The 26,053-nt window shown below is 67.4% G+C and carries 19 protein-coding genes; 10 read left to right on the forward strand and 9 right to left on the reverse strand.

Features of this window, described 5'->3' with window-relative positions; genetic code table 11:
• Nucleotides 1–2: 2 nt before the first annotated feature.
• The 7 genes from ABZS29_RS35865 to ABZS29_RS35895 all read left to right on the forward strand — a co-directional run bounded on the left by ABZS29_RS35865 (nucleotide 3) and on the right by ABZS29_RS35895 (nucleotide 10,504).
• The gene (locus ABZS29_RS35865; protein WP_355469055.1) at nucleotides 3–1,013 is read left to right on the forward strand and encodes a LacI family DNA-binding transcriptional regulator; all 1,011 of its coding nucleotides are present in this window, start codon (nucleotides 3–5) and stop codon (nucleotides 1,011–1,013) included.
• A 158-nt stretch (nucleotides 1,014–1,171) separates the two neighbouring features.
• Nucleotides 1,172–2,074, forward strand: a complete 903-nt coding sequence (locus ABZS29_RS35870; RefSeq protein WP_355469056.1) for a dienelactone hydrolase family protein — start codon at nucleotides 1,172–1,174, stop codon at nucleotides 2,072–2,074.
• 14 nt (nucleotides 2,075–2,088) lie between these two features.
• Nucleotides 2,089–3,123: a rhamnogalacturonan acetylesterase gene (locus ABZS29_RS35875; protein WP_355469058.1), complete on the forward strand. Its 1,035-nt coding sequence runs from the start codon at nucleotides 2,089–2,091 to the stop codon at nucleotides 3,121–3,123.
• A 24-nt stretch (nucleotides 3,124–3,147) separates the two neighbouring features.
• Entirely contained in the window at nucleotides 3,148–5,019 is a 1,872-nt protein-coding gene (locus tag ABZS29_RS35880; RefSeq protein ID WP_355469059.1) for a rhamnogalacturonan lyase, read from the forward strand.
• Between the two features lie 138 nt (nucleotides 5,020–5,157).
• Entirely contained in the window at nucleotides 5,158–6,039 is an 882-nt protein-coding gene (locus ABZS29_RS35885; protein WP_355469061.1) for an alpha/beta hydrolase, read from the forward strand.
• A 9-nt stretch (nucleotides 6,040–6,048) separates the two neighbouring features.
• The gene (locus ABZS29_RS35890) at nucleotides 6,049–8,502 is read left to right on the forward strand and encodes a cellulase family glycosylhydrolase (protein WP_355469063.1); all 2,454 of its coding nucleotides are present in this window, start codon (nucleotides 6,049–6,051) and stop codon (nucleotides 8,500–8,502) included.
• 121 nt (nucleotides 8,503–8,623) lie between these two features.
• Nucleotides 8,624–10,504, forward strand: a complete 1,881-nt coding sequence (locus ABZS29_RS35895) for a DUF222 domain-containing protein (protein WP_355469065.1) — start codon at nucleotides 8,624–8,626, stop codon at nucleotides 10,502–10,504.
• 888 nt (nucleotides 10,505–11,392) lie between these two features.
• On the opposite strand, the gene ABZS29_RS35900 is transcribed toward ABZS29_RS35895, so the two are convergent.
• The 4 genes from ABZS29_RS35900 to ABZS29_RS35915 all read right to left on the reverse strand — a co-directional run bounded on the left by ABZS29_RS35900 (nucleotide 11,393) and on the right by ABZS29_RS35915 (nucleotide 15,304).
• A complete protein-coding gene (locus ABZS29_RS35900; protein ID WP_355469067.1) occupies nucleotides 11,393–11,578 on the reverse strand; it encodes a hypothetical protein in 186 nt (61 codons plus the stop codon).
• 110 nt (nucleotides 11,579–11,688) lie between these two features.
• The gene (locus ABZS29_RS35905) at nucleotides 11,689–12,720 is read right to left on the reverse strand and encodes a LacI family DNA-binding transcriptional regulator (RefSeq protein ID WP_355469069.1); all 1,032 of its coding nucleotides are present in this window, start codon (nucleotides 12,718–12,720) and stop codon (nucleotides 11,689–11,691) included.
• Nucleotides 12,721–12,771: 51 nt separating this feature from the next.
• A complete protein-coding gene (locus ABZS29_RS35910; protein WP_355469071.1) occupies nucleotides 12,772–14,253 on the reverse strand; it encodes a family 43 glycosylhydrolase in 1,482 nt (493 codons plus the stop codon).
• A gap of 13 nt (nucleotides 14,254–14,266) precedes the next feature.
• Nucleotides 14,267–15,304: a glycosyl hydrolase 53 family protein gene (locus tag ABZS29_RS35915; RefSeq protein ID WP_355469073.1), complete on the reverse strand. Its 1,038-nt coding sequence runs from the start codon at nucleotides 15,302–15,304 to the stop codon at nucleotides 14,267–14,269.
• Between the two features lie 145 nt (nucleotides 15,305–15,449).
• Here ABZS29_RS35915 and ABZS29_RS35920 point away from each other — a divergent pair, with 145 nt between their 5' ends.
• Nucleotides 15,450–16,196, forward strand: coding sequence for a LacI family DNA-binding transcriptional regulator (locus ABZS29_RS35920; protein ID WP_355469075.1), 747 nt, complete (start codon nucleotides 15,450–15,452; stop codon nucleotides 16,194–16,196).
• Nucleotides 16,197–16,205: 9 nt separating this feature from the next.
• On the opposite strand, the gene ABZS29_RS35925 is transcribed toward ABZS29_RS35920, so the two are convergent.
• The 4 genes from ABZS29_RS35925 to ABZS29_RS35940 are packed head-to-tail and all read right to left on the reverse strand — an operon-like array spanning nucleotide 16,206 to nucleotide 20,338.
• Nucleotides 16,206–17,045: a carbohydrate ABC transporter permease gene (locus ABZS29_RS35925; RefSeq protein ID WP_355469077.1), complete on the reverse strand. Its 840-nt coding sequence runs from the start codon at nucleotides 17,043–17,045 to the stop codon at nucleotides 16,206–16,208.
• Nucleotides 17,042–17,923: a sugar ABC transporter permease gene (locus ABZS29_RS35930; protein ID WP_355469078.1), complete on the reverse strand. Its 882-nt coding sequence runs from the start codon at nucleotides 17,921–17,923 to the stop codon at nucleotides 17,042–17,044. The genes ABZS29_RS35925 and ABZS29_RS35930 overlap by 4 nt, the downstream gene beginning before the upstream one ends.
• 10 nt (nucleotides 17,924–17,933) lie before the next feature.
• Nucleotides 17,934–19,253 carry an ABC transporter substrate-binding protein gene (locus ABZS29_RS35935; RefSeq protein ID WP_355469080.1) on the reverse strand — a complete coding sequence of 440 codons (1,320 nt, stop codon included), beginning with the start codon at nucleotides 19,251–19,253 and terminating at the stop codon, nucleotides 17,934–17,936.
• Entirely contained in the window at nucleotides 19,250–20,338 is a 1,089-nt protein-coding gene (locus ABZS29_RS35940) for a LacI family DNA-binding transcriptional regulator (protein ID WP_355469082.1), read from the reverse strand. Before ABZS29_RS35940 ends, ABZS29_RS35935 begins: the two co-directional genes overlap by 4 nt.
• A 91-nt stretch (nucleotides 20,339–20,429) precedes the next feature.
• Here ABZS29_RS35940 and ABZS29_RS35945 point away from each other — a divergent pair, with 91 nt between their 5' ends.
• Both ABZS29_RS35945 and ABZS29_RS35950 read left to right on the forward strand, forming a co-directional pair.
• Entirely contained in the window at nucleotides 20,430–22,496 is a 2,067-nt protein-coding gene (locus ABZS29_RS35945) for a glycoside hydrolase family 36 protein (RefSeq protein WP_355469084.1), read from the forward strand.
• Complete coding sequence (locus ABZS29_RS35950; RefSeq protein WP_355469086.1) at nucleotides 22,493–25,150, forward strand: hypothetical protein; 2,658 nt, start codon at nucleotides 22,493–22,495, stop codon at nucleotides 25,148–25,150. Before ABZS29_RS35945 ends, ABZS29_RS35950 begins: the two co-directional genes overlap by 4 nt.
• 7 nt (nucleotides 25,151–25,157) lie before the next feature.
• Here ABZS29_RS35950 and ABZS29_RS35955 read toward each other — a convergent pair whose 3' ends face one another.
• A complete protein-coding gene (locus ABZS29_RS35955; RefSeq protein ID WP_355469088.1) occupies nucleotides 25,158–26,027 on the reverse strand; it encodes an alpha/beta hydrolase in 870 nt (289 codons plus the stop codon).
• Between the last annotated feature and the right edge of the window lie 26 nt (nucleotides 26,028–26,053).

The raw sequence follows: 26,053 nt of genomic DNA on the forward strand, positions 1-26,053 counted from the left end.
CCATGAGCTCCTCCAGTGCGTCCCGGCGCCCGACCATGGAAGACGTCGCCGACGTGGCCGGCGTCTCCCGGGGCACGGTCTCCCGGGTGCTCAACGGCGGCCACTACGTCTCCCCCGACGCGCTGGCCGCCGTGCAGCGAGCGATCCGCAAAACCGGGTACGTCGTGAACCAGCACGCTCGGAGCCTGGTCACCCAGCGGTCGGACTCGGTCGCGTTCATCCTGTCCGATCCGCAGGACCGACTCTTCGAGGACCCGAACTTCGCGATCCTGCTGAAGGGCTGCACGCAAGCCCTCGCCGAGCGCGGCATCACCCTGGTCCTCACCATCGCCGGGACGCTCGAGGACCGCAAACGGGTCGGCCGCTGGGTGACCGCCGGCCACGTCGACGGCGTGCTGCTGGTGTCGGAGCACGCGGGCAGCCCGCTGATCGACGAACTGCGCTCGCGCGGCCTCCCGATCGTGGCCGCCGGGCGGCCGATCGGCTACGAGCGCGACATCTCGTACGTCGCCGCCGACGACCGGGACGGCGCTCGGCAGATGGTGACCTACCTGCGCTCGCGCGGACACCAGCGGATCGGCATCATCACCGGCCCGATCGACACGCCAGGTGGCGTCGACCGGCTCGCCGGGTACCACGACGTACTGGGTGACGGGGATCCGCGACTGGTTGCCACTGGCGACTACACCGAGGACTCCGGCGCGCGGGCGATGGACGAGCTGTTGCTCCGGGCACCGGATCTGGACGCCGTCTTCGTCTGCTCCGACCTGATGGCCCGCGGCGCGATCACCGCGCTCCGGCGGGCCGGCAAGCGGATCCCCGAGGACGTCGCGGTCGGCGGCTTCGACGACTCCAAGGTCGCCGTCAGCGCGCCGCCGCTGCTGACCACGATCCGGCAGGACTTCGTCCGGGTCAGCACCGAGATGGTCCGGTTGCTCCACGACGGCATCACCTCCGGCGATCGCGCCGCCGTCATCCTGCCCACCGAGCTCGTGGTCCGCGACTCCGCCTGAGCGGGAATTTGTGCACGTTCACAGTTTCCTGTGAACGAGGTCTTGCCACGGTGGGCAAGATCAGTTTTCATCGTGGGGAAATCACTTGGCGTCATGAACTGTGCACGTTCACGGTATAGCGCCGAGCTCCGCCCCCCACACGATCGAGGTATCGCCCCATGCCCCGAAACATCGTTCGACCAGCCACGTCTCGCGGTTCGCTGATCCGCCGTACGGCGGTCACGCTCGCGGCCGTCGTCGCCGCCGTCACGTCGGTGATCTCCGCCGTACCGGCGACCGGTGCGGACAATCCCTACGAACGGGGACCGGCCCCGACCCAAGCCAGTATCGCCGCATCGCGCGGTACGTTCGCCACCGCGGAGGTCACCGTCCCGCGCGGCGGCGGCCTGGGCGGCGGCAAGATCTACTACCCGACCGACACCAGCAAGGGCACGTTCGGCGCGATCGCGATCGTGCCCGGCTACACCGCCACCTGGGCTGCCGAAGGTGCCTGGATGGGCCCGTGGCTGGCGTCCTTCGGCTTTGTGGTGATCGGGATCGACACGATCAACCGCAACGACGGTGACACCGCCCGCGGCACGCAACTGCTGACCGCACTGGACTATCTGACTCAGCGCAGTTCCGTCCGAACCCGGGTAGACGCGAGGCGGCTGGCCGTCATGGGTCACTCGATGGGCGGTGGCGGAGCGATCTCCGCCGCGCTGCGTCGCCCGTCGTTGTCGGCGGCGATCGGCCTCGCGCCGTTCAGCCCGTCGCAGCGGCCGACCACGATGAAGGTGCCGACCATGCTGATGGCGGGCCAGCGTGACGGCACGGTGCCGCCGTCGAGCGTCAGCAGCATGTACAACTCGATTCCTGCCACGACGGAGAAGGCGTACCTCGAGCTCACCGGCGCCGGGCACGGTTTCCCGACCTCGGCGAACTCCGTGATGATGCGCAAGGTCATCCCCTGGATCAAGATCTTCGTCGACCGCGACAGCCGCTACACGCAGTTCCTGTGCCCGTCGCTGAAGGACTGGACCGGTATCACGTCGTACCGCGGCACTTGCCCCTTCATCTAGGACCGGAGAACCCTATGTACAGCAGGTGGATAGTCACGCTCACTTCGGCCGCGGCGGCAGCAGTGTTGCTCCCGGCACCCAGTATGGCGGCGGGGTCGGCGTTGCCGCCGCAATGCTCCGGCACCGCGCCGATCCGCTGTCACTTCGATGTGGCCCCCGGCAACTATGACGTCACCGTCGATCTCGGCAGTTCAGCCAGAGCAGCCAGTACGGCGATGTCAGTCGAAGCGCGCCGGCAGGTCCTGAGCGCGGTCGCGACCACGGCCGGTCAGGTCGTCCGCACGACCGCGACGGTCAACGTTCGCAACCCGGAAGGCCAGCCCACCAGCACCGCTGGAACTCCCGGACTGAGCATCACGTTCGACGGCAGCGCGCCGGCGATCGGCTCGCTCACGGTCAAGCCGGCGGTCGCGCCGCTGGCCGTGTACCTGGCCGGTGATTCAACGGTCTGCGACCAGTCGACCGCGCCCTACACCGGCTGGGGTCAGATGTTCCCAGCGCGCGTCCGCAGCGGTGCCGTGATCGCCAACTACGCCGACTCCGGCGAGAGCTCGGGCAGTTTCCTGAGCAACAGCGCGCTGTTCCCGCGGATGAAGCCGCTGATCAAGAGCAAGGACCTGGTCTTCATCCAGTTCGGTCACAACGACAAGCAGACCACCGCGACGGCCTTCCGCGACAATCTTGCCCGGATGGTCAACGGCGTTCGCGAGCGCGGCGGCGTACCGGTCCTGGTCACCCCACCGGTACGACGGTTGTTCAGCGGCAGCAAGCTCACTGCGACCGCGTTGCACGTCAACGGTCGTGGCGTCGACCTGCCCGCGGTGATTCGCACGCTCGGCCGGAGCTCGAACGTTCCGGTGATCGATCTGACCGCGAAGAGCAAGGCACTGGTCGAGTCGCTCGGCCCGTCGGCCTCCCAGCAACTGTTCCTCACCAGGGAAGCCGGCGACAACACGCACTTCTCCGTGTACGGCGCGACGCAGATGTCGAACCTGGTCGTTCAGGGGGTTCGCGAGCAGAACCTCTCGCTGACCGGCTATCTGCGCTGACAGACTCTCCCGAAGGGATTTCTCATGTCCAGATTCAGCATCCGACATCAGCTGGCCCTCGCAGTCGTGGGTGTCGTGGCCGCCGGATTGTCGCCGACCTTGGCCGCCGGCGCCATCAGCTCTCCGCCCGCCCCGGCAGCAGCAGCGGTCGCCCAGGCCGACCAGTTGGACCGCGGTGTGATCAACGTCCGCACCGGTCAGGGCAACCGGATCAGTTGGCGGCAACTCGCCGGCGACCCGGCCGGCACCACCTTCAACATCTACCGCAACGGCGTGAAGGTGAACAGCAAGCCGATCAGCGGCCCGACCACGTACGTCGACGCCGGCGGCCCCGCCGACGCGAAGTACGTCGTACGGGCTGTGGTGGGTGGCGTCGAGCGCCTGGCCAAAGCTCGTGAAGACGAGTCGTTGACGATGAACGCCGTCCCTGGTGAGAACGGCATCCAGGCCAGCAGCCGTGACATCCCGCTGCAGGTCCCGGCCGGCGGCCGGACACCGTCCGGCGAGAACTACACCTACGTCGCGAACGACGCGAGTGTGGGCGACCTGGACGGCGACGGTCAGTACGAGATCGTGCTCAAGTGGGATCCGAGCAACGCGAAGGACAACTCCCAGCAGGGTTACACCGGCAACGTCTACCTCGATGCCTACAAGCTCGACGGCACGCGGCTGTGGCGGATCGATCTCGGTCGCAACATCCGGGCCGGCGCGCACTACACGCAGTTCCAGGTCTTCGACTACGACGGCGACGGCAAGGCCGAGGTCGCGGTCAAGACCGCGGATGGTACGCGCTCCGGCACCGGTCAAGTGATCGGCAACGCTTCGGCCGACCACCGCAACTCGACCGGCTACATCCTGACCGGGCCGGAGTTCCTCTCGGTATTCCGCGGTACCGACGGCGCTGTCTTGGCGACCGCCAACTACCAGCCGCCGCGAGGCAACGTGTCGTCCTGGGGCGACAGCTACGGCAATCGCGTCGACCGCTTCCTCGCCGGTACGGCGTATCTCGACGGCTCGCGCCCGAGCATCATCATGGCCCGCGGCTACTACACGCGATCCGTCATCACCGCGTGGGATTACCGCAACGGCGCATTGACCCAGCGCTGGATCTTCGACTCCAACAGCGCCGGAAGCCAATGGTCCGGCAAGGGCAATCACCAGCTCTCGATCGCCGATGTCGACGCCGATGGCCGTGACGAGGTGCTGTACGGGGGCATGGCGATCGACGACAACGGCCGTGGACTCTGGCAGACCCCCTACCACCACGGCGACGCGTACCACGTCAGCGACTTCATCCCCACCCGGCCTGGCCTCGAGGTCTTCAAGGTGTCGGAGTGGACCAACGAACCGAGCCACTGGATGGCTGACGCACGCACCGGCCAGATCATCTGGAGCGCTCCGTCCTGCGGTTGCGACAACGGACGCGGGGTCGCCGCGGACATCTGGGCCGGCAACCGTGGCGCGGAGGCGTGGTCGGCATCGGTGGGTGGACTGCGGTCCGCGACCTCCGGCGGTCAGGTCGCGTCGCGCAAGCCGAGCTCGACCAACTTCGTGATCTGGTGGGACGGCGACGCCCAGCGCGAACTGCTGGACGGCACGCACATCGACAAGTACGGCACCAACGGCGACACCCGGCTACTGACCGGCTCGGGTGTCTCGTCGAACAACAGCACCAAGTCGACGCCCGCGCTCCAGGCCGACATCCTCGGCGACTGGCGGGAAGAAGTGATCTGGCGGACGTCCGACAACCGCGCGCTCCGGATCTACTCCACGACGGACAGCACGTCGATCACCCGACCGTCGCTGATGCAGGACCGCCAGTACAGGTTGGCAGTCGCGTGGCAGAACACGGCGTACAACCAGCCGCCGCACCCGAGCTTTGCCATCGGCAACTGAGTTGCCCCCCTTGCAAGTCCCCTGAGCACGCATCGCCGTACTTCCTCGGTACGCCATCCGCGACCGAGACCTTGATACCGGTCCGCCGCCGCCCGTCCGCGGCGGCGGACCTCACCGCCCTACTCCCTTGGAGTTCTCATGACCATGAACCGTCGTACCCTCCTCGGCCTCGGCGCCGCCGGCATTGCCGGCGCGGGCCTCACCGCCCTCGGCGCCGGCCAGGCCCTCGGCGCCCTCACCGCCGCACCGACCACGCCGTACGCCGTCGGACTCCGCCAGTACACCTGGTGGCGCGGCAGCCGCCGGGTGGAGACCTGGGTGTACTACCCCGCCAAGGGCACGCCCGGCAGTGGCCCGACCACCAACGCACCCGTCGCCGACGGCGTCTTCCCGATCTGCCAGTACACGCATGGTTCCGGCGCCAGCCCGCAGGGCGCGCTCGGGCACATCAAACCGCTGGCGGCGGCCGGATTCATCGTGCCCGCGCCGTACTTCCGCAACGGCATCGGCGATGCTTACAACGGCAACCTCTCCCGAGACGCCTCGCAGGCCATCACCGGCACCATCGCACTGAACACCTCCGCCAACGACCCGTTGCGCGGCCACATCAACACCTCGATCGGCGTCGGCGTCTCCGGCTACTCGATGGGCGGCATGACCACCCACGGCCTGCTGACCATCGCACCGGACTCACGAATCATCGCGGCGGCCCCGTGGGCCTGCGTGGACATGGGCAATCCGTCCTCCTCGATCCACGCCAAGGTGCTGTTCATCCACGGCGACCGCGACACGACCTGCCCCTACTCCTCGGCCCGCCAGGCCTACCGCGAACTGCCCGCACCCAAGGCGTTCCTCACCTTCCGCGGCGGCACCCACAGCAGCTACTTCAGCGACTCCCGGGCCCGGAACACCTTCGTGGACTGGATGCGCTGGGGCCTGTACTCCGACACCGCCGCCCGCGACCGCTTGCGCACCGATGCCACGTCAAGCGGCACCATCTGGGAATCCGTCCTGAGCTGAGGAGTGCACATGCTGCCAATGCTGTTCGCACAGCTGGGACGGACGCTCTTGACGCTGTCCGTCTCGGCCAGTGCTGTCGCACTCACCGCTCTACCCGACACCGCCGGCACCGCCTCGACCTCGTACTTCGTCGCTCCGAACGGGAGCGACAGCGCCGCCGGCACGATCAACTCCCCGTGGGCATCGCTCGCGCACGCGCAGGCCGTCGTACAGGCAGGCGACACCGTCTACCTGCGAGGTGGCACCTACTCCTACACTCGCGCGACCCGAAGCTGTGCAAGCGAAACGGCGTCGGTCGATGCCATCACGCTGAACAAGAGCGGGGCCAGTGGAAGTCCGATCAAGTACGTCGCCTACGCGGGCGAGCGGCCGGTCCTCGACTTCTCGCGGATGACCGACAACTGCCGGATCAAGGGCATCGACGTCACCGGCAACTGGATCCAGCTCAAGGGCCTGGAGGTCACCGGAGTCCGGCAGAACAACAACCGCAACCACGAATCCTGGGGCATCTGGATCTCCGGAAGCAACAACAGATTTGAGCAGCTGAACCTGCACCACAACATGGGACCCGGTCTGTTCATCCAGGACGGCGGCAACAACCTCGTCCTCAACTCAGACTCCCACGACAACTACGACCCCCGTACCTCCAACGGGGCCGGGGAGAGCGCCGACGGCTTCGGCGCGCATATCTCAGCCGGTCACCCCGGCAACGTGTTCCGTGGGTGCCGAGCGTGGTGGAACTCCGACGACGGCTTCGACCTGATCAACGCCTTCTCGCCGGTGACCATCGAGAACAGCTGGGCCTGGCGCAACGGCTACCTGCCAGGAATCACGACAGCGTCCGGCAACGGGAACGGCTTCAAGGTCGGCGGCTACGGCGGCAAGTACGTGTCCAACGGCGTGAAACACACCCTCCGCCTCTCCACGGCCTTCCTCAACAGAGCCTCCGGCGTTTACGCCAACCATCACACCGTAGCCAACGACTACTTCAGCAACACCAGCTACGGCAACCACCCCGACTTCAACATGCTCGGCATCAACTCCCGGGGTGCCGCCGTCGGCCTGGGCAACTTGCGCAACAACCTCGCCTACACCGGCACCCTGACGTCGAACATGACCGGCACCAACAGTGCCTACAACTCCTGGAACCTCGGTGTCACGCTGTCCGATGCCCAGTTCCGGAGCGTCTCGACCACCGGTTGGGACGCTCCGCGGCAGGCCGACGGCAGCCTGCCCTCGCTGCCGTACCTCCACCTCGCCTCCGCCAGCACCCTGATCGACAAAGGCACCGACGTTGGCCTGCCTTTCACCGGCCGCGCCCCCGATCTCGGCGCCTTCGAAACCCCCTCCAACGCCACCGCCTCGCAGCTCAACGCCGCGCAGATCGTCGCCGACCTCGGTGCCGGCTGGAACCTCGGTAACTCCTTGGAAGCCAACTCCGACGGCTACCCCAGCGAGACCGCCTGGGGCAATCCGACGGTCAGCCAAGCGCTGATCGACCGCGTCAAGGCCGCCGGGTTCAAGTCGATCCGGATCCCGGTCTCCTACCTGCGCACCATCGGGGCCGGTCCGAACTACACGATCAGCGCCTCCTGGCTGAACCGGGTTCAGCAGGTGGTCAACTACGCGCACAGTCGCGGGCTCTACGTCATCCTCAACATGCACGGCGACGGCTACAAGAGCATTCCCGGCTCGTGGCTGATCTGCGACTCCAGCAACCAGACCACGATCAAAGCGAAGTACCAAAAGGTCTGGCAGCAGATCGCGACCCGCTTCGCCGGGTACGACTCACGGCTGATCCTCGAGTCGATGAACGAGGAGTTCGACGGCCAGTACGGTCGGCCGACGCAGCCGTGCTACTCGAACATCAATGCCTACAACCAGATCTTCGTCGACACCGTCCGCCGGGCCGGCGGCAACAACAGCTCACGCTGGCTGCTGGTCCCGGGCTGGAACACCAACATCGACTACACCGCCGGCAACTACGGCTTCGTCGTACCGACCGATCAGTACCGGTCGTCGAGCATTCCGGCCGGCGAACAGCGGATCATGATCTCGGTGCACTACTACGCACCCTGGGACTTCGCCGGGGAGGAGAGCAGCAAGATCACCCAGTGGGGCCGTGGCGCGACCAACCCGTCCCGCAGGTCCACCTGGGGACAGGAGGACTATCTCGACGCCCAACTGAAGCTGATGTACGACAAGTTCGTCGTCCGCGGCTATCCGGTGGTTGTCGGTGAGTACGGCGCGATCGACAAGAGCTCGTTCGACTCTTCCAACAACCGGTACCGCGCCGACTTCGCGCGGGCCATCGCCGCCACCTCCAAGAAGTACGGCGCCGCCGCCGTCTACTGGGACAACGGCGTCAACGGGCGGTACGGCTTCGGCCTCTTCAACCGCGGCAACACCGCGGTGACCCAGCAAGGCATCATCAACGCCATCCGGAGCGGCTCCGGCACGTAGTACCGCAGGATGTGTGTGGGCAAGTTGAGTGGGCAACCAGTCCACACAATTGCCCACACCATCCTTGCAAATAAGGCCTTTCGAGCTCGAAACTGTCGGTGGCCATGCCTACGCTTGGGGTATGGAGATCTTGGCAGCGCCCCCGGTGTGGTCGCAGAGCGGCAGCGAACTGCTGGCCCGCCTCGACACGCTCAAGGCCGCCGCCGCCCTGATCAAGACCGAGGAACTGCAGATCACCGGCCGTCTCGACGAGATGGGCACCGCCCAAGAACTCGGCGCCCGAGACACCATCGAGCTGCTCTCAGAGCGCTACCGCCTCGATCGAACCGAGGTCCGCAAAGACCTCGCCTTCGCCGCGGCACTGCCCAAATATCTGGCCGTCACAGCCGCCCTCCCCGACCCCGCAGATCCGTTGCGACCGGCAACAGTCTCCCCCGACCAGGCCAAGGTCATCGTCACCACCCTCGAGAAGGCTCCCTCGACTGTTCCCGTGGAGACCCTGACGGTCGCCGAAGAACAACTGATCGAAGCGGCCCGCATCACCAACCCCCGCGAGCTCACCCGCTTCGCCCACAAGGTACTGGCCACCCTCGACACCGACGGCCCAAAGCCAACCGAGGAAGAAGCCCGCACCAAAGAATCGCTGCGGCTACGGCGAACCGACGGCGGCGTGAAGTTCAACGGCTTCCTGGCCGGCGACAGCGCCGAACTGCTCGAGACCCAGATCCACAAACTCTCCAAGCCCCACAAAACCATCGACGGCGAACCCGACCCGCGCCCCCGCGACAAGCGCCAAGCCGACGCCCTCAGGACGATCCTGGACGCCGCAGCCGGCAACCCCGACCACCCCGGCGTCCCCCACCTCACCGTCACCATCGACTTCCACGACCTCAAGTCCGCACTAGCCGCAACCGCGGCAGTCGGCGGCGGCTCGCCCAATGCGCCCGGTACACCTGGTGCGCCCGACATGCTCGGCGCGTTCGGTATGCCCGCCTCGCTCGGTACACCTGGTGCGATCGGCACGCCTGGCACACCTGGCGCGTTCGGCGCGCATGCTTCGGCAGGCGCGGCCAGCAGGTCTGCTGCGGTCGGCGAACTGGTCTTCGGCGGCAACCTCTCAGCCGCCGCCGTCCGCCTCATGGCCTGCGACGCCGCAGTCTTGCCCATCGTCCTCGGCGGAGACTCCCAACCCCTCGACGTCGGCACCGAACAACGCTTCGTCAACCGCTACCTACGCCGAGCCCTCAACAAACGCGACAAAGGCTGCGTCGTCTGCAACGCACCACCATGGATGTGCCACGCCCACCACCTCATCCACTGGGCCGACGGAGGCCCCACCAGCCTGAACAACCTCGCCCTGCTCTGCGCAGCCCACCACCGCGCCGTCCACAACGGCCAATGGGCCCTCTCGATCACCGGCGGCGTCGTCCAGGTCGCCCGCCCCACCTGGGCCGACCCGCCACCCGTGACCGATCCCGCCGCGCTCGCCGAGGTGATCGCCCGAGTCACCCCCAACCAAAGCACTGCTGACGCCAACAGCAGCAGCGGCGTTGGGACCAGCGGTCGCAGCGCCGCTCACACCAGCAGTGGCCGCGCCAGTGCTGGGACCAGCGGTCGCAGCGCCGCTCACACCAGCAGTGGCCGCGCCAGTGCTGGGACCAGCGGTCGCAGCGCCGCTCACACCGGCAGTGGCCGCGCCGCTGGCACCAGCAGTGGCAGCGCCAGTGCGGACAATGCCAGTGCTAGCGACGTATGCGCCAGCAGCGCCGGTTCGAGCACTGCCGGTTCCAGCACTGCCAGTGCTGACTGGCCAGGTGACCTGCGGGCGGCTGTCGGCAGCGACCCGACTCACGAGCAGCCGGATCGGCTACCGGCCGCCAGCACCGTCTCAAGTCCAGCGCTGGCCGCCGCCCGTGAAGCTCTCCGGGCCCGGCTGATCTCCCTGGCGCCCAGCCATTCCGACCCGTGGTCCGCCAACTCCACCGCGACAGCCGGACCGTAAGCCCCCCCACTCCAGATTGCCAACGCCACCGCGACAGCCGGCTCATCGGGCCGGCTCGCAACCACGCGTCAGCCTCTATTCAGCCAGCACCACATGGATCGCCGGATCCTGGTCAGCCGCTGGTCGCGAGTCGCCGTCGCGAGTCGCCGTCGCAGGTCACAGGTCGCGGGTCGCCGTCGCGGGTCGCAGGTCGCCGTCGCGGGTCGCGGGTCGCGAGTCGCCGTCGCCGGTCACGGGTGGCAGGTCGCGGGTTGCCGTCGCAGGTCACAGGTCGCGGGTTGCCGTCGCGGGTCGCGGGTGGCCGGTCGCGGGTGGCAGGTCGCAGGTCGCCGTCGCGGTCGCGGGTGGCCGGTCGCGGGTGGCAGGTCGCAGGTCGCTGGTCGCCGTCGCGGGTGGCCGGTCGCGGGTGGCAGGTCACAGGTCGCTGGTCGCCGTCGCGGGTCGCCTTCGCAGGTCACAGGTCGCGGGTTGCCGTCGCGGGTCGCGGGTGGCCGGTCGCGGGTGGCAGGTCACAGGTCGCCGTCGCAGGTCACAGGTCGCGGGTCGCCGTCGCGGCTCGCAGGTCGCCGTCGCGGGTCGCGAGTCGCGGTCGCGGGTCGCGGGGTGGTAGCCACAGCGGCGAGCCAGCCGCAAGCCACATGAGTCCGCGGCGCAGCTACGCAACCGGTAACACGACTCCTCGGGCTGCAGCTGTACAACCGGTCAGCCGCAAGCAGGTCATGCCGCGAGCAGCAACCGCAGCCCGTCGGCCCAGACCACGGGAAACCGGATGCGCGCCGCAACCATGCCCCTCAGCCACCGAACCGCCCAGCCACCCTGCCCTTCAGTCGGCCGCAGCGGCCAGCAACCAGCGGACACGTCACCGGCCGAGTCCACACCCAGCTGTCGCTACTCGCCTGCGACAGCGGCGGCGAGCTCGGCGACCGCGTACTTGCGTCTGAGGTTGACCGGCTGCGGTGCCAGCTGGCGATGCATGACTCCTGGGGCACCAGATACGCAACCGGTCAGCCACAAGCGATCCTCGAGGAGCAACCGCAGCCCGTCGGGCCAGACCACGCGAAGCTGGAGGCGCACAGCAACCGCACCTCAGCCACTGAACCGCCCAGCCATCGAGTCCTTGGCCGGCCGGAGCGGCGATTAGCCACCACTGGACATCGCCGGCTGAGCCCACACCCAGAATCCGGTCAGGCTGACTCGCGGATCACCAGTTCCGTGGGGAGGATGACCGTGGCTGGGCCGTCGCCTTCGATTTGCGCCAGCAGCTGGCGGACCATCATTTCGCTGATCCGCTGCCATGGCTGGCGCATCGTGGTCAGCGGCGGATTGGTGGTCGTCGCGACGGAGGAGTCGTCGAAGCCGCCGACGGCGATGTCGTCGGGGACGCTGCGGCCGGCGCGTTCGATCGCGCGGAGGGCGCCTTCGGCCATCAGGTCAGATGCGACGAAGACCGCGTCGAGGTCCGGTGCCCGGGTGAGCAGTTCGCGCATGCAGGCTTCGCCGCTCGCGCGGCTGTAGTCACCGGTCGCGACCAGGCGCTTGTCGAAGCGGATCTTGCGTTCGGCGAGGATCTCGCGGTAGCCCTGCAGTCGCTCGGCGCCGCCGGGGCCGTCGGGAGGACCGGCGATGGTCGCGATGCGCTTGCGGCCGGAGTCGACCAGGTGGCGCATCATCGTCCGGGCGCCTTCGCGGTCGTCGGCCACGACGTACGCGATCGCCCCGCTCTGATCCTGGGGCTTGCCGCAGCAGACGAACGGGAGGCCGGCCTGCTGCAGCAGGTCGATCATCGGCGTACCGCGGTTGGAGTTGAACAGCAGCGCGCCGTCGACCTGGTGCGCCGACAGGTACGGCGCGATCCGGCGGCGCTCGTCCTCGGTCCCGGCGGCGATCAGTACGAGCGGGATGTCGTGCGCCGCGAGAGCCGTCGTACAGCCCCGCAGCAGGGTCGCCAGGTTCGGGTCCTCGAAGAGTCGCTCCTGCGTCTCCGACAGCAGGAAGGCGACAGACCCGGCACGCCGCGTCACCAGGCTCCGGGCTGCCCGGTTCACCACGTAGCCGAGCTTGCGGATGGCGGCCTCGACGGCTCGGTGGCTGGCCGGGCTGACGTTGTGCCCGCCCTGCAGGACGCGTGACACCGTGCCCCGCGAGACCCCGGCCTGAGCGGCGACGTCGTGGATGGTCGGCGGGCGCTTGTTCTGCTGGGGCACGGTGTCGGTCATCAGTCCTCAACTGCGGCGAATAGTGACCAAACTCTACGCCCGGACCACGATTTAGCTGCGCACCAGGCTGAAGTCGTCGACGTTCACCCAGTTGCCGGCGTTCGCGTCCGACTGTACGCCGACCTGAACGGTCCCGTTGCTGACAGTGATCCCCGGAACGGTCACCTTCGTCCAGGAACCGATCGACCGGTTGATGGAGGAGCTCAGTTCGCTCCCGCCGAAGTTCCGGGCGAACACGGTCGCCTTCCGCTGACCACCGCTGCTCTTCACCCAGGCCGACAACGTGTACGTGCCGTTCGGCACCGAGATGTTCTGGTACCTGGTCGCGTTGTACGCCGACGACGAGCTCTGGTTGAACGACCAGCGGCCGGTGTGACCGCCGAGCTTGTTGTTGTTCACCGAACCGACGTTCGTCCAGCCCGCCAGGGCGCTCTGCGCGACCCGATCGGCCTCGGCGCCCGGGTTCATCACGTAGTTGTTCCCGGCTCCGACCGACCACGTACCGGCGGCCGCGTCGACGTTCCACTGGCTCAGCGAGTGGAACACCGGGGTCGTGCCGTTGAACGTGACCGGCACCCAGTCGTTGTAGCCCAGACCGTTCCCGGCGAAGTCGCTCCACCGGTCACCGCCGAACATCACGAACGATCCCGACGTACCGGTGACGGTGAAGGCCAGACCGGTCTGCGTGACGTGCGAGAAGTCGGCACTCGTCCCTTGCAGCACGAACTCCGACGAGTACGGGCCCATGATGTTCCGCGACGAGATGCAGTACGTCTGTGACGAGTTCCAGCCGTGCAGGTCGGAGGAGCAGAAGTAGTAGGTCCCGGCGTTCTTGAACACGATGTTGCCTTCACGCCCGACCGGGCTGTTGAAGATGTTCTTGGCCGCCTCGACGTGCAGGAAGTCCGAGGTGCGCAGCGCCGAGACGTACAGGTGCGAGCGGCCACTCTTGTTGCTGTAGATCACGTACGCCTTGCCGTCGTCGTCGGTGAAGATCGACTGGTCACCGGACATGCCGGTGCTGACGTTCGCGATGCTCGACTGGGTACCCGCCCGCAGGAAGCGGCCGTTCGGCGTACTGCTGGTGAGGAAGACCAGACCGCTGTCGAGCTGGGAGACCAGCACGTACTTCCCGGTGTTCGGGTTGCGGGCCACACCGACCCGGCCGATCCAGCCGCCGCTCAGCTCCGCGGAGGTGATCGCGTTGCCTTCGAACTTCCAGTTCGCCAGGTCACTGGAAGAGTAGATGGTGATCGCGCTGAACGAGCTGTTGCTGTTCTTCCCGCCGGCGGGGTTGTTGTAGTAGCTGACCGCGCCGTTGTACTTCACGCCGTACCAGTAGTAGGTGCTGCCGACCTTCAGCACACCACCACCTTGGGAGTAGATCGGGTTGCCGGACGTGTCCTTCCAGAACACGTCGTTCTGGATCGTGGCCACCGCGTTCACCTGCGGCGACTCGGTGGCGTAGGCAGTGCTGAGGCTTCCGGCCAGTACGACGGCCGCCGCGGCGAGCTTGAACATCTTTGTCAGCATGGTGATTCTCCCGTTACAGGAATCCGTCGAGGGCCGCGGTCGGCCGCCTGGTGCTGGAGTTCCAGGCTGTCATGTCGTAGCCGGTGAACGGCGAATACCCTTCGGGCTCCCAGTAGAAGGTGCCGAGCCCGCCGAAGCTCTTGGTGCCGGAGATGAACTGCCGCAACGCGTCGCGGGTCGCGGTCGCCTTGCTCACCGGTCCCCCGAACTCGACGTGCATGATCGGCTTGCCGTACGTCGTCTGGATCGTCTTCATGTTGCCGATGATCGGCGCCACGTTGCTGCCCCCGGCGTACGACGAGAGGCCGGTGATGTCCCACTTGCCGCCGTTGCCGCGGTAAGCGTTCATGAAGGTGCGGATGCTGTCCATCTTCTGCGGCTGGGCGAGGTGGATGAGCACCGGAGTCGTGGGGAAGATCTGCTTGGAGGCGTCGTACGCCGCGTTCAGCAGACCGGTCATCTGCGCCGGCCGGCTGACACTGCCGATCGGGTGACAGATGCCGCTGTTCTGCTCGTTCCCGATCTTGACCCAGCCCGGCGTCACCCCGGCAGCCTTGATGGTGTTGAGCGAGTTGGTGACATAGCTGCGCAGTGCGGTGAGCATCTGGGCGTAGCTCATGCCGGCCCAGGCCTTCGGCGGGTTCTGTACGCCGACAGAGTTCCAGGTGTCACCGAAGTGGAACCCGAGCAGAACCTGCAGACCGGCGTCGCGACAGCGGGCCGCCATCCGGGCGGTCTCCTGAATACTGCAGTGCCCATTGGCGGGACTGCTGGACGGGTTCACCCAGGTCCGCAGACTGATCGCGGTGATGCCGTAGCTCTTCAGGATCGTGAAGAGATCCTGCCGCTGACCGGACTTGTTGTTCCAGTAGTAGCCGTTCGCCTCCATCTGCGGCATCCAGCTGATGTCGGCACCCTTGACGAAGGTCGCGGCCGGAGCCGCCTCCGCCAGGCTGCCGGCACCCAGCGCGAGCGCTCCGGCGCCGGCAGCCGCACCGAGCAGCACTGTGCGCCGGGAAACCGGTGGTGGTTCGGGGTTGTTCGTGGCCATGGGTCGGTACCTCTTCCTCGAGGGGGCGGTAGGAAGCACAGCACTGTGCACGTGCACAGCATCACGATAAAAGCGCAGATCGGAACGGCTGACAAGACCTCGGCGACACCTTCTGTGAACGTACACAGGGCATAGACTCAGACCTGTGGAACTCAACGGCGGCCGCTGGGTCTCCCCCAATGCCCTCACCGCGGTCCAGGCCGCCATCAAGTCCACCGGGTACGCCGCCAACCGGCACGCCCGAAGTCTGGTGACCGGCAGAGCGAACTCCGTGGCCTTCCTGCTCACCGAGCCACACCAGCTCCTCTTCGAGGACCCGAACTTCTCGGTCCTGCTGCGCGGGGCGGCGGATGCGTTGGCCCAGCGGGACATCCCACTGCTGCTGATGACCGCCGGGACGCCGGCCGAGCGCCGTCGGGTGACGGACTACGTGACCGCCGGTCACGTGGACGGCGTACTGGTGATCTCCTCGCATGCGGACGATCCGATGGTCGCCGCACTGCTGCGCGAGAAGATTCCGGTCGTGGCCTGCGGCCTACCGCTGGGCTACGAAGGACGAGTGGGCTACGTCGCCGCCGACGATGTCGCCGGCGCCCGCGAGATGGTCAGGCACCTCCGCGACACCGGTCGACGGCAGATCGCCACCATCACCGGACCGCTCGACACTCCGGGCGGCGTCCTGCGCTTGAAGGGCTACCGCGACGAGCTCGGCAGCGCGTACGACGACGATTCCTGGCTGGCCGCCACCCTCACACCCGCCTTGACCACGATGCGGCAGCCCTTCGAGCGGATCACCACCGCGATGGTCAGCCTGCTCGAAGAGATTGTCAGCGGCCAGCAACCGGCCGCCATCATCCTGCCGACCGCCCTCGTCCGCCGCGACTCGACCTGATACCGGTCACTACTTCACGGCGCCGCCGGTGATGCCGGCGATGATGCGGCGCTGGGCGAGCGCGAAGACGACGAGCAGCGGCGCACTCATCTGGACGATGTAGGCGAAGATGAGGTTCCAGTTGTTCAGGTAGACGCCGGCACTGGCGACCTGGAACAGGTTGAGCGGCAGCGTGTCCATCCGGCCGCCGATCACGAAGAACGCGAAGAACACGTCGTTCCAGATGTAGAGGCAGATCAGGATGGTCGCGGTGGCCAGCACCGGGCGCAGGAGCGGCAGGACGATCGTGAAGAACGTGCGAACCGGTCCGGCTCCGTCGACGCGAGCCGCTTCTTCCACCTCCTGCGGGATCGTCCGGACGAAGCCGGTGATGAAGAAGATCGCGGTCGACAGGTAGATGCCGACGTACACGAGGACCATGCCGGACAATGTGCCGGCCAGCCGGAGTTGCCGCAGCAGCAGCACCAGCGTGATCACGGCCGGCGGGATCACGATCCCGCTGATCGCGACGGCGTACACGGCCGCCAGCCAACGGCTGGTACGGCGGGCCAGCACCCACGAGGCCATCGACCCGAACAGCAGCACCAGCACCGCGGCCGGTACGACGATCGAGGCGCTACCGAAGAAGGCGCGGACGACCCGGCCCTCGGTGAAGGCTCGCGCGTAGTTCTGGGCGAAGTGCCAACCGTCGGTGGGCAGCGCCAGCGACGGGTTCAGCGCATCGCCCTGGGACTTGGCCGACGTCACGACGACCAGCCAAAGCGGCACTCCGACGACGACCGCAACCAGCGCCAGTGCGGCGACGGGCTGCAGCAAGGTCCAGCGCGAGCGATCCATGGTGCGGCTCACAGCACACGCTCCCGACGGCGTAACAGGATGATCGTCGGGAACGCCATCAGCGAGATGACGAGCACGAGGACCAGACTCATGGTGGTGGCCTGGGCGAACAGTCCCTGGCCGAAGGTGCGGTAGATGAAGATGTTCAGGATCTCGGTGGTCTGGCCGGGACCGCCGCCGGTGGTGGCCTGCGCGATGTCGAAGCTGTTCATCGAGCCGAGCAACGCGGTGGCCACGTTGAAGGTCACCGCGGGTGCGAGGAACGGGACCTTCACGTGGCGGAAGGCCTGCCACCTGCTCACGCCGTCGATCCGCGCCGCCTCGAGCACCTCGGGGCTGATCGTCTTGAGCCCCGCCAGATAGATCAGCATCGCAAGGCCCATCCACTTCCAGGCATGGATGAGCGTCAGCCACACCAGGGTGCGGTCAGGATCGTTCAGCCAGGCGTACCCCACGTCGTTCCCAGTGACCAACGACAACAGCGCGTTCACCGGGCCGGTCGGCTTGAGCAGGGCCTGGAAGATGTAGCCGACGGCAAGGGCCGACATCAGTACCGGGATGAAGATCATCGTGCGGGCGAACCGGTTGATCCTGGTGTCGCGCTCCAACAGCAGCGCCAGCCCGAGGCCGAACAGGTTCTGGAAGAGCGCGACCAGGACGGCGTAGATGACGTTGACCTTGAGGTCACCGAGCAGTACGCCGTTGTGCAGCACGTTGCTGAAGTTCCGGGTACCGACGAAGGTGATGGAGCTCTTGAAGCTCGACCAGTCGGTGAAGGCGTAAACCAGGTTGTAGACACTCGGCACCAGGAAGAAGATGAGCATGATCACCAGCGCCGGCACGAGGAACGTCAGGGGTTGTGCCGGTCGCTGGGTCTTGGCCGCGGACATCTGATTCCCTTCAGAAGCCCGGTGCGCCGATGGCCTGGGCCAGCTGGTCGAACTGGGCCTGGGTCGCGGATGCCACCTTCTCCGGCGTCGCCTGCCCGGCCAGCATGTTGGCGAGGTTGAGATACAGGTCGGGGTTGACGATCGCCAGCACCTGCATCGAGCCGACGGAGTCGCCGAGCGAGGCGGCGTTCGCCTTCAGCGCATCCGGGACGGTCGCGGGCGTCTCCACGCCGGTCTGGATCGAGACGGTGTTCAGGTCCTTCACGAACCCCGGGTACGCCGTACCGAGCCAGTAGGAAAGGAACTGCCGGGCAGCTGCCTCGCGCTTGGTGTCGCCGGTCTTGAAGGCGATCAGCGCGTTGGACTGGTCCGGGATCACGGTGCCGACGTTGCCGCCCGGCGAGATCGGGAAGAAGCCGATCTTCTTGTTCAGCTCGGCCGTCGAGGACTGCGCCTGCAACTGGCTGAAGAACGTGTTCACCTGGATCGCCATCGCCGCCTCGCCGGACAGCAACGCCTTGCCCTGGTCGACGAAGGTGGCCGAGGTGAGGTTCTCGTTGAAGAGTCCCTCGTCCACCAGGCTCTTGTACTTCGTGATCGCGCCGAGGATCGTCGGCCCGGTGAACTTCTCCTCGCCATTGTTCACCTTGTCCCACAGGCCTTGTTTCGCGGCCTCGGCGAGCTGGACCTGCACCCACCACTGGGTGGCCCACTTCTCGCCGCCCATCTCGTAGAAGGGCACGCCGCCCTGGGCCTTGATCTTGCGGGCGTCGGCGAGCATGCCGTCGAAGTTCTTCGGCGTCGCGGCGATGCCGTACTTGGCGAAGACCTCCTTGTTGTACCAGACGCCTTCCACCGCGGGAACGGTCACCAGGGCCGCATACCGGGTGCCGTCGAGGATGCCGGTGGAGTCCTTCAGCGCCGCTGTGTACTTGTCGACGAACGGCGCTCCGTCGAGCGGCTGCAGGTTCTGCTTGGCGTTGATCGCGGTCAGCTGGGACGCCGTCGGCTGCCAGAAGGCCAGGTCCGGTTTGTCGCCGGAGGCAACCTTCGTCTGGACGCTCTGCTCGTAGGGGTCCGGGACGGTCAGGATGTTCACCTTCGCGCCCGTGGCCGCCTGGAAGTCCGCACTGACCTTCTTGGCGACGGCATTGCTGTTCTGCGCCGCCCAGATGGTCAGGTTCACCCCGTCCAGCTTCGTCGTCTCGGCCGGCCACGAGGCCGGCGTACCGGTGTCGTTGGCCGCCGATCCGGCGCCGGGGTCGCTGCAGGAGGTCACCAGGAGCGCGATCGCCGCGGCGGCGATCAGAGGTTTGCGGAGTCTGTTCATCGGTGGTCCTTGTCTGGGTGACGTACTGGTCGACGGTGTGGCGCAACGGGACCCGTGCTCTCTCGGACGACGAGAGTCGGTACGGCGACCGATGCCGGATCCGGATCGCTGCCCAGCAGCTCGAACGCCTGCCGGCCGAGCGCTGCGAAGTCGAACCGGACAGTGGTCAAAGCAGGGGTGAGATAAGCGGCAGCAGGGATGTCGTCGAAACCGACCACGCTGAGGTCGTCGGGAATCCGCAGGCCGCGATCGTGCGCGGCCCGCATCACCCCCAACGCCTGGTCGTCGTTCCCGCAGAGAATCGCTGTCACCGTTGGGTCGAGCAGGAGTTGCAACGCAGCTTCATGAGCACCGGCGGTGCTCCAACTCTGCGGACGGACGACATCTGGAACGGGCGCGCCGGCCGCGACCAACGCACGCTTCCAGCCACGCTGCCGATCGCCGACCGCGGTCGTCGACGGGATGGCCAGGTGATGCACTGTGCGGTGCCCAAGACTCAACAGGTGTTCGGTCGCGGTCTGGGCGGCGGCGATGTCGTCGAACCAGATCCAGCGCGCACTCTCCGCTGCCGCCGTACGCCGGCCCAGGTAGGACTCGGCGGCCGCGGACGACCGCACATTCGCCGGAAGTGCTTGCAGGGCACGCGCTCCGGCTCGATCGAAGGCCAGCACGATGACGGCACCCGCCCGCGGATCGGCGACTGCTTCGACCGCGGCCGCGACATCATTCGGGCCATCGGATTCGAGGACCCGGATCGCGACCTGGACACCGGCCGACCTGGCCGCCTCCTCGATGCCGCCGAGGGTTTCGGCGTACCCGTAGAGCCTGGTGTTCGACGTCAGCACGGTGACGACGTCGGCGACGCCATGCGCCAGCGCCCGGGCGGCCCGGCTGGGCCGGTAGCCGAGCTCGGCGATCGCCGCGTGCACGGCTTTCTTGGCCTTCTGGCTGACGTTCGGGTGGTCGTTGATCACCCGCGAAACGGTTTGGTAGGACACGCCGGCGGCCCGTGCGACATCCCGGATGGACGCGGTCGCGCCGTCCGGGTTGCCTTGTTTCTCGCCATTGTGACCGGTCACAATCATGGCTAGAGTGTTAGCGATAACACCCACGAGCGCAAGACCTCGTGCCGAAGTCGGTCCCGTCCCCGCCGGCCATCCCGCCCTCTGGAGCCCTATGTCGCTCGACGAGATTCACTGGTCCCCTGGTGCTTTCACCCTCACTCTCTCCCTGGCCGACGGCGTCGCCCGGCTGAGCCGGATCCAAGTCGGCGGCCAGGACGTCATCCGCCCCGCCGATCCACTCCCCCTGGTCGAGGTCGGCGTCGCCGGATCCGGCCGTTCCTGGTCGGCCCGCCGGTACGTCGATTCGCTGGCCGGCCGCCGGTTGCTGTTCCAGAAGCACGTCGTACAGGCCGATGGTGCTGAGCTCGTGGTCACCAGCCTGGACGAGAGCACCGGCCTCACCGTCATCACCACCCTCTCCGCGGTGCCCGCCGCCGGTGCGCTGCGGATCAGCTCTCGTCTCGTGAACACCGGCGTACGCGAGATCGACCTGACGTGGGTCACCTCAGCGGTCTGGGGCGGAACGTTGCCCGGCGCTCCCTTCGAATCGCTGCGGGTCTGGTGGGCCGACAACGACTGGCTCGCCGAGAACCGCTGGACCTCGGCAACGACCCGCGAGCTCCTGCCCGACCTCAGCTGGCAGGCGCACAAGATCGACCCGCGCGGCACCTTCGCCCGCACCGCTCTCGGAGCATGGTCGACCGACGGCACTTTGCCCCTTGGTGTGGTCACCGACGAGACGAACGGCCTGGCGGTCGGGTGGCAGCTCGAGCACAACGGCGGCTGGCACTGGCAAGCCGGTGAACGCGCCGACGGGCTCTACGTCAGCCTGCTCGGCCCGACCGAGACCGAGCACGACTGGTACGGCCGATTGGCACCTGGTCAGGAGTTCACGACCGTTCCGGTGACCGTTGCCTTCGCCACCGATGGCTTCGAAGGTGTTGTCGCCGCGTTGACCGCGGCCCGGCGCCAGGGCCGCCGGCCGCACCCGGACCACACCGGGCTCCCGGTCATCTTCAACGACTACATGAACACGTTGATGGGCGATCCCACCACGGCCAAGCTGTTACCGCTGATCGACGCTGCGGCCGAGGTCGGCGCGGAGACGTTCTGTATCGACGCCGGCTGGTACGACGACGATGCGCAGGGCTGGTGGGACAGCGTCGGAGCGTGGGAGCCGGCGCCGAACCGGTTCCCCGGTGGCCTGAGTGAGGTGCTCGACCACATCCGGGACCGCGGCATGGTGCCCGGACTGTGGCTGGAACCGGAGGTCGTCGGCGTTCGCAGTCCGATCGCCGAGAGTCTGCCGGACGAGGCCTTCTTCCTGCGGCACGGCCGCCGCGTGGTCGAGCACGGCCGGTACCACCTCGATCTGCGACACCCACTGGCGCGCAAGCACCTCGACGAGGTCATCGACCGGCTCGTCGGCGGTCTCGGCGTCGGCTACCTCAAGCTCGACCACAACATCAACATCGGCGTCGGTACCGACCACGACGCGATCTCTGCCGGTGCTGGTCTGCTCGGCCACAACCGCGCCTTGCTGCAGTGGATCGACGGCATCCTCGACCGCTACCCAAATCTCACTCTGGAGAACTGCTCGTCGGGCGGCATGCGCGTGGACTACGCCATGTTGTCGCACCTGCAGGTGCAGTCGACCAGCGATCAGCAGGATCCCTTGTACTACCCGCCGGTGGCGGCTGCGGCCGCTGCCGCGGTCGCGCCCGAGCAGGCGGCCAGCTGGACCTATCCCCAGCCCACCTTCTCGGACGAGCTCATCGCTTTCACGATGACGGCTGGGATGCTCGGACGCCTGCATCTGTCGGGGCATCTGGACACAATGACCGACGCTCAGCGAGCGCTTGTCGCCGAAGCAATCACCGCCTATCGGAGCTACCGCCCGTTCGTCGCTACCGCCGTACCGTTCTGGCCGCTCGGTCTGCCGGGGTGGGAGGACCCGTGGGTCGCGCACGGGTTGCGTGACGATCAGCAAGCGTTGCTGGCGGTCTGGCGCCGCGGTGGCTCGGACAGCTGCATCGTTCCGACCGCCCTTGACCTTGAGGTGCTTTATCCGAAAGCGACCGACGCGACGATCGAGCGCATCGAGCACAACGGCGTACCCGCGCTGCGCATCGCCCTTCCCCACACCCACCAGGCCGTCGTACTGAGGAGCGTGCAATGAGGAGTGTTGTCAGGTTCATGGCCACTACAGCTGCCTTCGCGATCACCGCCGCCGGGCTGTCCGTCCCGGCCGCCGCTGCGGAGACCGACGTACTGGGAGTTGACTTCGCGCAGTCCACCGGGGCTTTCCGCGGTGGCGCGACCGGAACGTTGTACGGGTTCGGTGACGAGGGCACGCCGACCCAGGCTCTGATCAACGGTGCCGCCATCACGAACACCTCGCAGAAGGCGCCGTACGGAACTCAGCATCCGAGCGGCGACGCGCTCAAGGTGGAGGGCGGCTTCTTCGCCAAGCACGGCCAGGACATGTACATCTATGTCCAGGACTACTACCCCGACTGGCCGTACCACGGCGGCGTCCGGCCGGACAACTACCTCGAGATCGTCGAGACCGTGGCGGAGGCCGTCGCGACCAAGTCCGCGCGGCCGAAGGACTACGTCTTCATCCCGTTCAACGAGCCGGACGGCGGCAACTGGTACGCCGACTGGTCGACGATGAAGAACACCTTCCTGGCGGACTGGAAGGCGGCGTACACCAAGATCCAGGAGGTGTACGCGCGGCACGGTCTCGGCCACGCGCGGATCGGCGGCCCCGGTGACACCGGCTGGCAGCCGACCAGGTCCGCGGACTTCCTCAGCTATGCGAAGGCCAACGCCGTTCTGCCTGATGTGTTCATCTGGCACGAGCTCGGGATCGACAACCTGCGGACGTTCCGCTCGCATGCGGCCGACTACCGCCGGCTGGAGAGCAGCCTCGGCGTCGGGCCGATCCCGATCAACATCACCGAGTACGGGATGCTGCGCGACATGGGGACGCCGGGCCAGCTCGTCCAGTGGCTCTCCATCATGGAAGACCTCAAGGTCGACGGCCAGACGGCGTACTGGAACTATGCCGGCAACTTCAACGACAACAGCGCCCGGACGAACTCCGCCAACGCGGGCTGGTGGCTCTACAAGTGGTACGGCGATCTCGCCGGCAGCCGGACCGTCAAGGTGACCCCGCCGGCCCTCAACACGGTCGATACCCTGCAGGCGATCGCCGCCGTCGACGCCACGAACAAGCGCGCCACCGTCCTGTACGGCGGCGGCTCGAAGCCGGTGTCGCTCCAGCTGACCGGCCTCGATCCGGCGACCTTCGGTAGCAAGGTCGACATCGAGATTCGCGAGAACACCTTGTCCGGCGCCGAAGGTGTGGCTGGAACGCCGCCGGTGATCAAGGTTCTCGACGGTGTCGCCCTGGTGAACGGCGCCGTCACCGTCGACGTACCGACCTACGACCGGTACGCCGCCTATCAGGTCGTGATCACGCCCGAGCAGGACCGCACCCTCGCGGCCGGGGCGGTCTGGACGGCCCGGACCGAAGCCGAGAACGCCGCGCTGACCGCCGCCACCGTGTACACGCAGGACCCACAGGCGGGCGGCGGCTGGAAGTTCCTCGCCTCCGGCGGCCGCGATGTCGGCTCGTTCAACCAGCCGAGCTCGAAGGCGGACTGGACGGTCATCGTGCCGCGGACCGGCAAGTACCGATTCCAGGTCATCGGCGCGACCCCTGGCAAGCCGGGACAACACGCTCTGTTCGTGGACGGATCCCAGTCGACGCTCGTCCGGTACACCGCCGATCTCGCCCTCACGGACTACCAGAAGTGGCAGTACCGCGGCAGTTCCGAGGTGACGATCCCGTTGACCGCCGGGCAGCACGTCCTGTCGCTGCGAGCAAGCGCGGACGGCGTCGCCGTACTGCCGAACTCCGACATCACTCTCGACAAGTTCTTGCTCACCGACGTCACCGACGGCGAGCCGACCGTCTACCCGGCCTCCACTCTCCGGTACGCCGGTGGTGCGCAGGTCACGTACGGGACGACCGGAGCTCGCGGCTTCGGCTCGGTGCGTGGTGCCGGTCAGCGTGCTGACGTGTACGCCAACGCCTGGGAGACCGGGTACTACGACATCTCGCTCGACTACCGAACCTCGGCCGCGGCCACCACCGACCTCCAGGTCAACGGTCGCTCCGTCGCCAAGCTCACTGCACCTCGAGCCGGTGTCTGGCGATCCACTGCGCGCGTCCGCTTGGCCCAGGGCATCAACGAGCTCGAGCTGAGCTCGGCCGCCGGGATCCTGCTCAAGCAGGTCACCACCACCCGAGCCGCGGCCGCCGACAGCGCTGCCGTCACGATCGAAGCCGAGAACGCCGTCCGGCACGGTACGACGGTGGTGAACACCTACTCGACCGCATCGGGAAGCAACGCCTCCGGGCTGAAGGCACTCGGCTTCATCGGCAAGGGCGCGGCCAATACCTTCGAGGTCCCCCGCGGACCGGGCTTCGACAAACCCGGCGCCTACGACATCGCCGTCAGCTACGCGAATGCCGAACTCGGCGGCCCGCACGCCTACAACCCCCAGGTCGTCGATCGCCGCCTCGACGTCACCGAGACCGGCACCGCGACTCCCGCCGGGCACGCCTACTTCCGCTACACCTACGCCTGGGACAGCTTCCTCGAACGAACGGTCCCGGTGGAGCTCAAGACCGCAGGCGGATCGCTGGTGTTCGGCAATCCCGACGCCTATGCGCCCGATGTCGACAAGCTCACGATCGCTCCGGTCGTGGTCGGCTCCCCGGTGACGATCGCGATCTCAGGCCGCCGTAGGACGGCCTGATGGTTGCTCACCGCAAGAAGTTCCGCAGACTCTGCGCGAGTTCGGCCGGAGCGTACTCGGCTACGTGATGAGGTGAGTCGATGCCGTGGCCGGCGAGGTCCGGCGCCCAAGGGCGCCAGACCTCGAGCAGGTCACCGTAGATCTCCTCCATGTCGTCCTGCAACGACCACAAGACCATCATGGGACAGGTGATCGTGCGGCCGGCCGCTCGGTCGTCCTCGTCGGCTTGGCGGTCGACGCCGAGGCCGGCTCGGTAGTCCTCGAGCATGGCGTGCACGGTGGCGGGGTTGCGGATCGCGGCCAGGAAGTCGGCGTGGTTCTCCGGGCCGAGGTGGTCCGGGCCGTTCGAGGTCCAGGCGTTGTACCAAGTCTCCGGGTCGGCGCAGATCACTCGTTCAGCCGGCGTCTCCTGCTGGGCGAAGAACCACCAGTGCCACCAGGCCGCGGCGAACTTGGCGTCAGCGCGTTCGAGGGCCTCGACGGCTGGGACGCTGTCGATCACCACGAGCTTGCTGACGCGGTCCGGCCAGTCCATCGCGGTCCGGTAGGCGACGTACGAGCCTCGGTCGTGGCCGACGACGGCGAAGCGTTCATGGCCGAGCTCGGACATCAGGTGCGCGATATCGCCTGCCATCGCTCGCTTCGAGTACTGCGAGTGGTCGTCGTCAGCGGGCGGTTTGTCCGACTCGCCGTACCCGCGGAGGTCGGGGCAGATCACGGTGAAGTCCTCCGCGAGGCGCGGCGCCACCTGCCACCAGGTCGTGTGGGTTCGGGGGTGTCCGTGCAGGAGCACGACCGGCGGCCCGGAGCCGCCGTGACGCACTCGCAGACTGACCTCGCCGACCTTGATCCGCTCCAGCTCAAAGCCATCGAACATGCGTCGCTGGTACCCGCGGCGCCGAT

It is taken from the genome of Kribbella sp. NPDC005582, from assembly GCF_040605415.1.
Lineage (GTDB): Bacteria > Actinomycetota > Actinomycetes > Propionibacteriales > Kribbellaceae > Kribbella.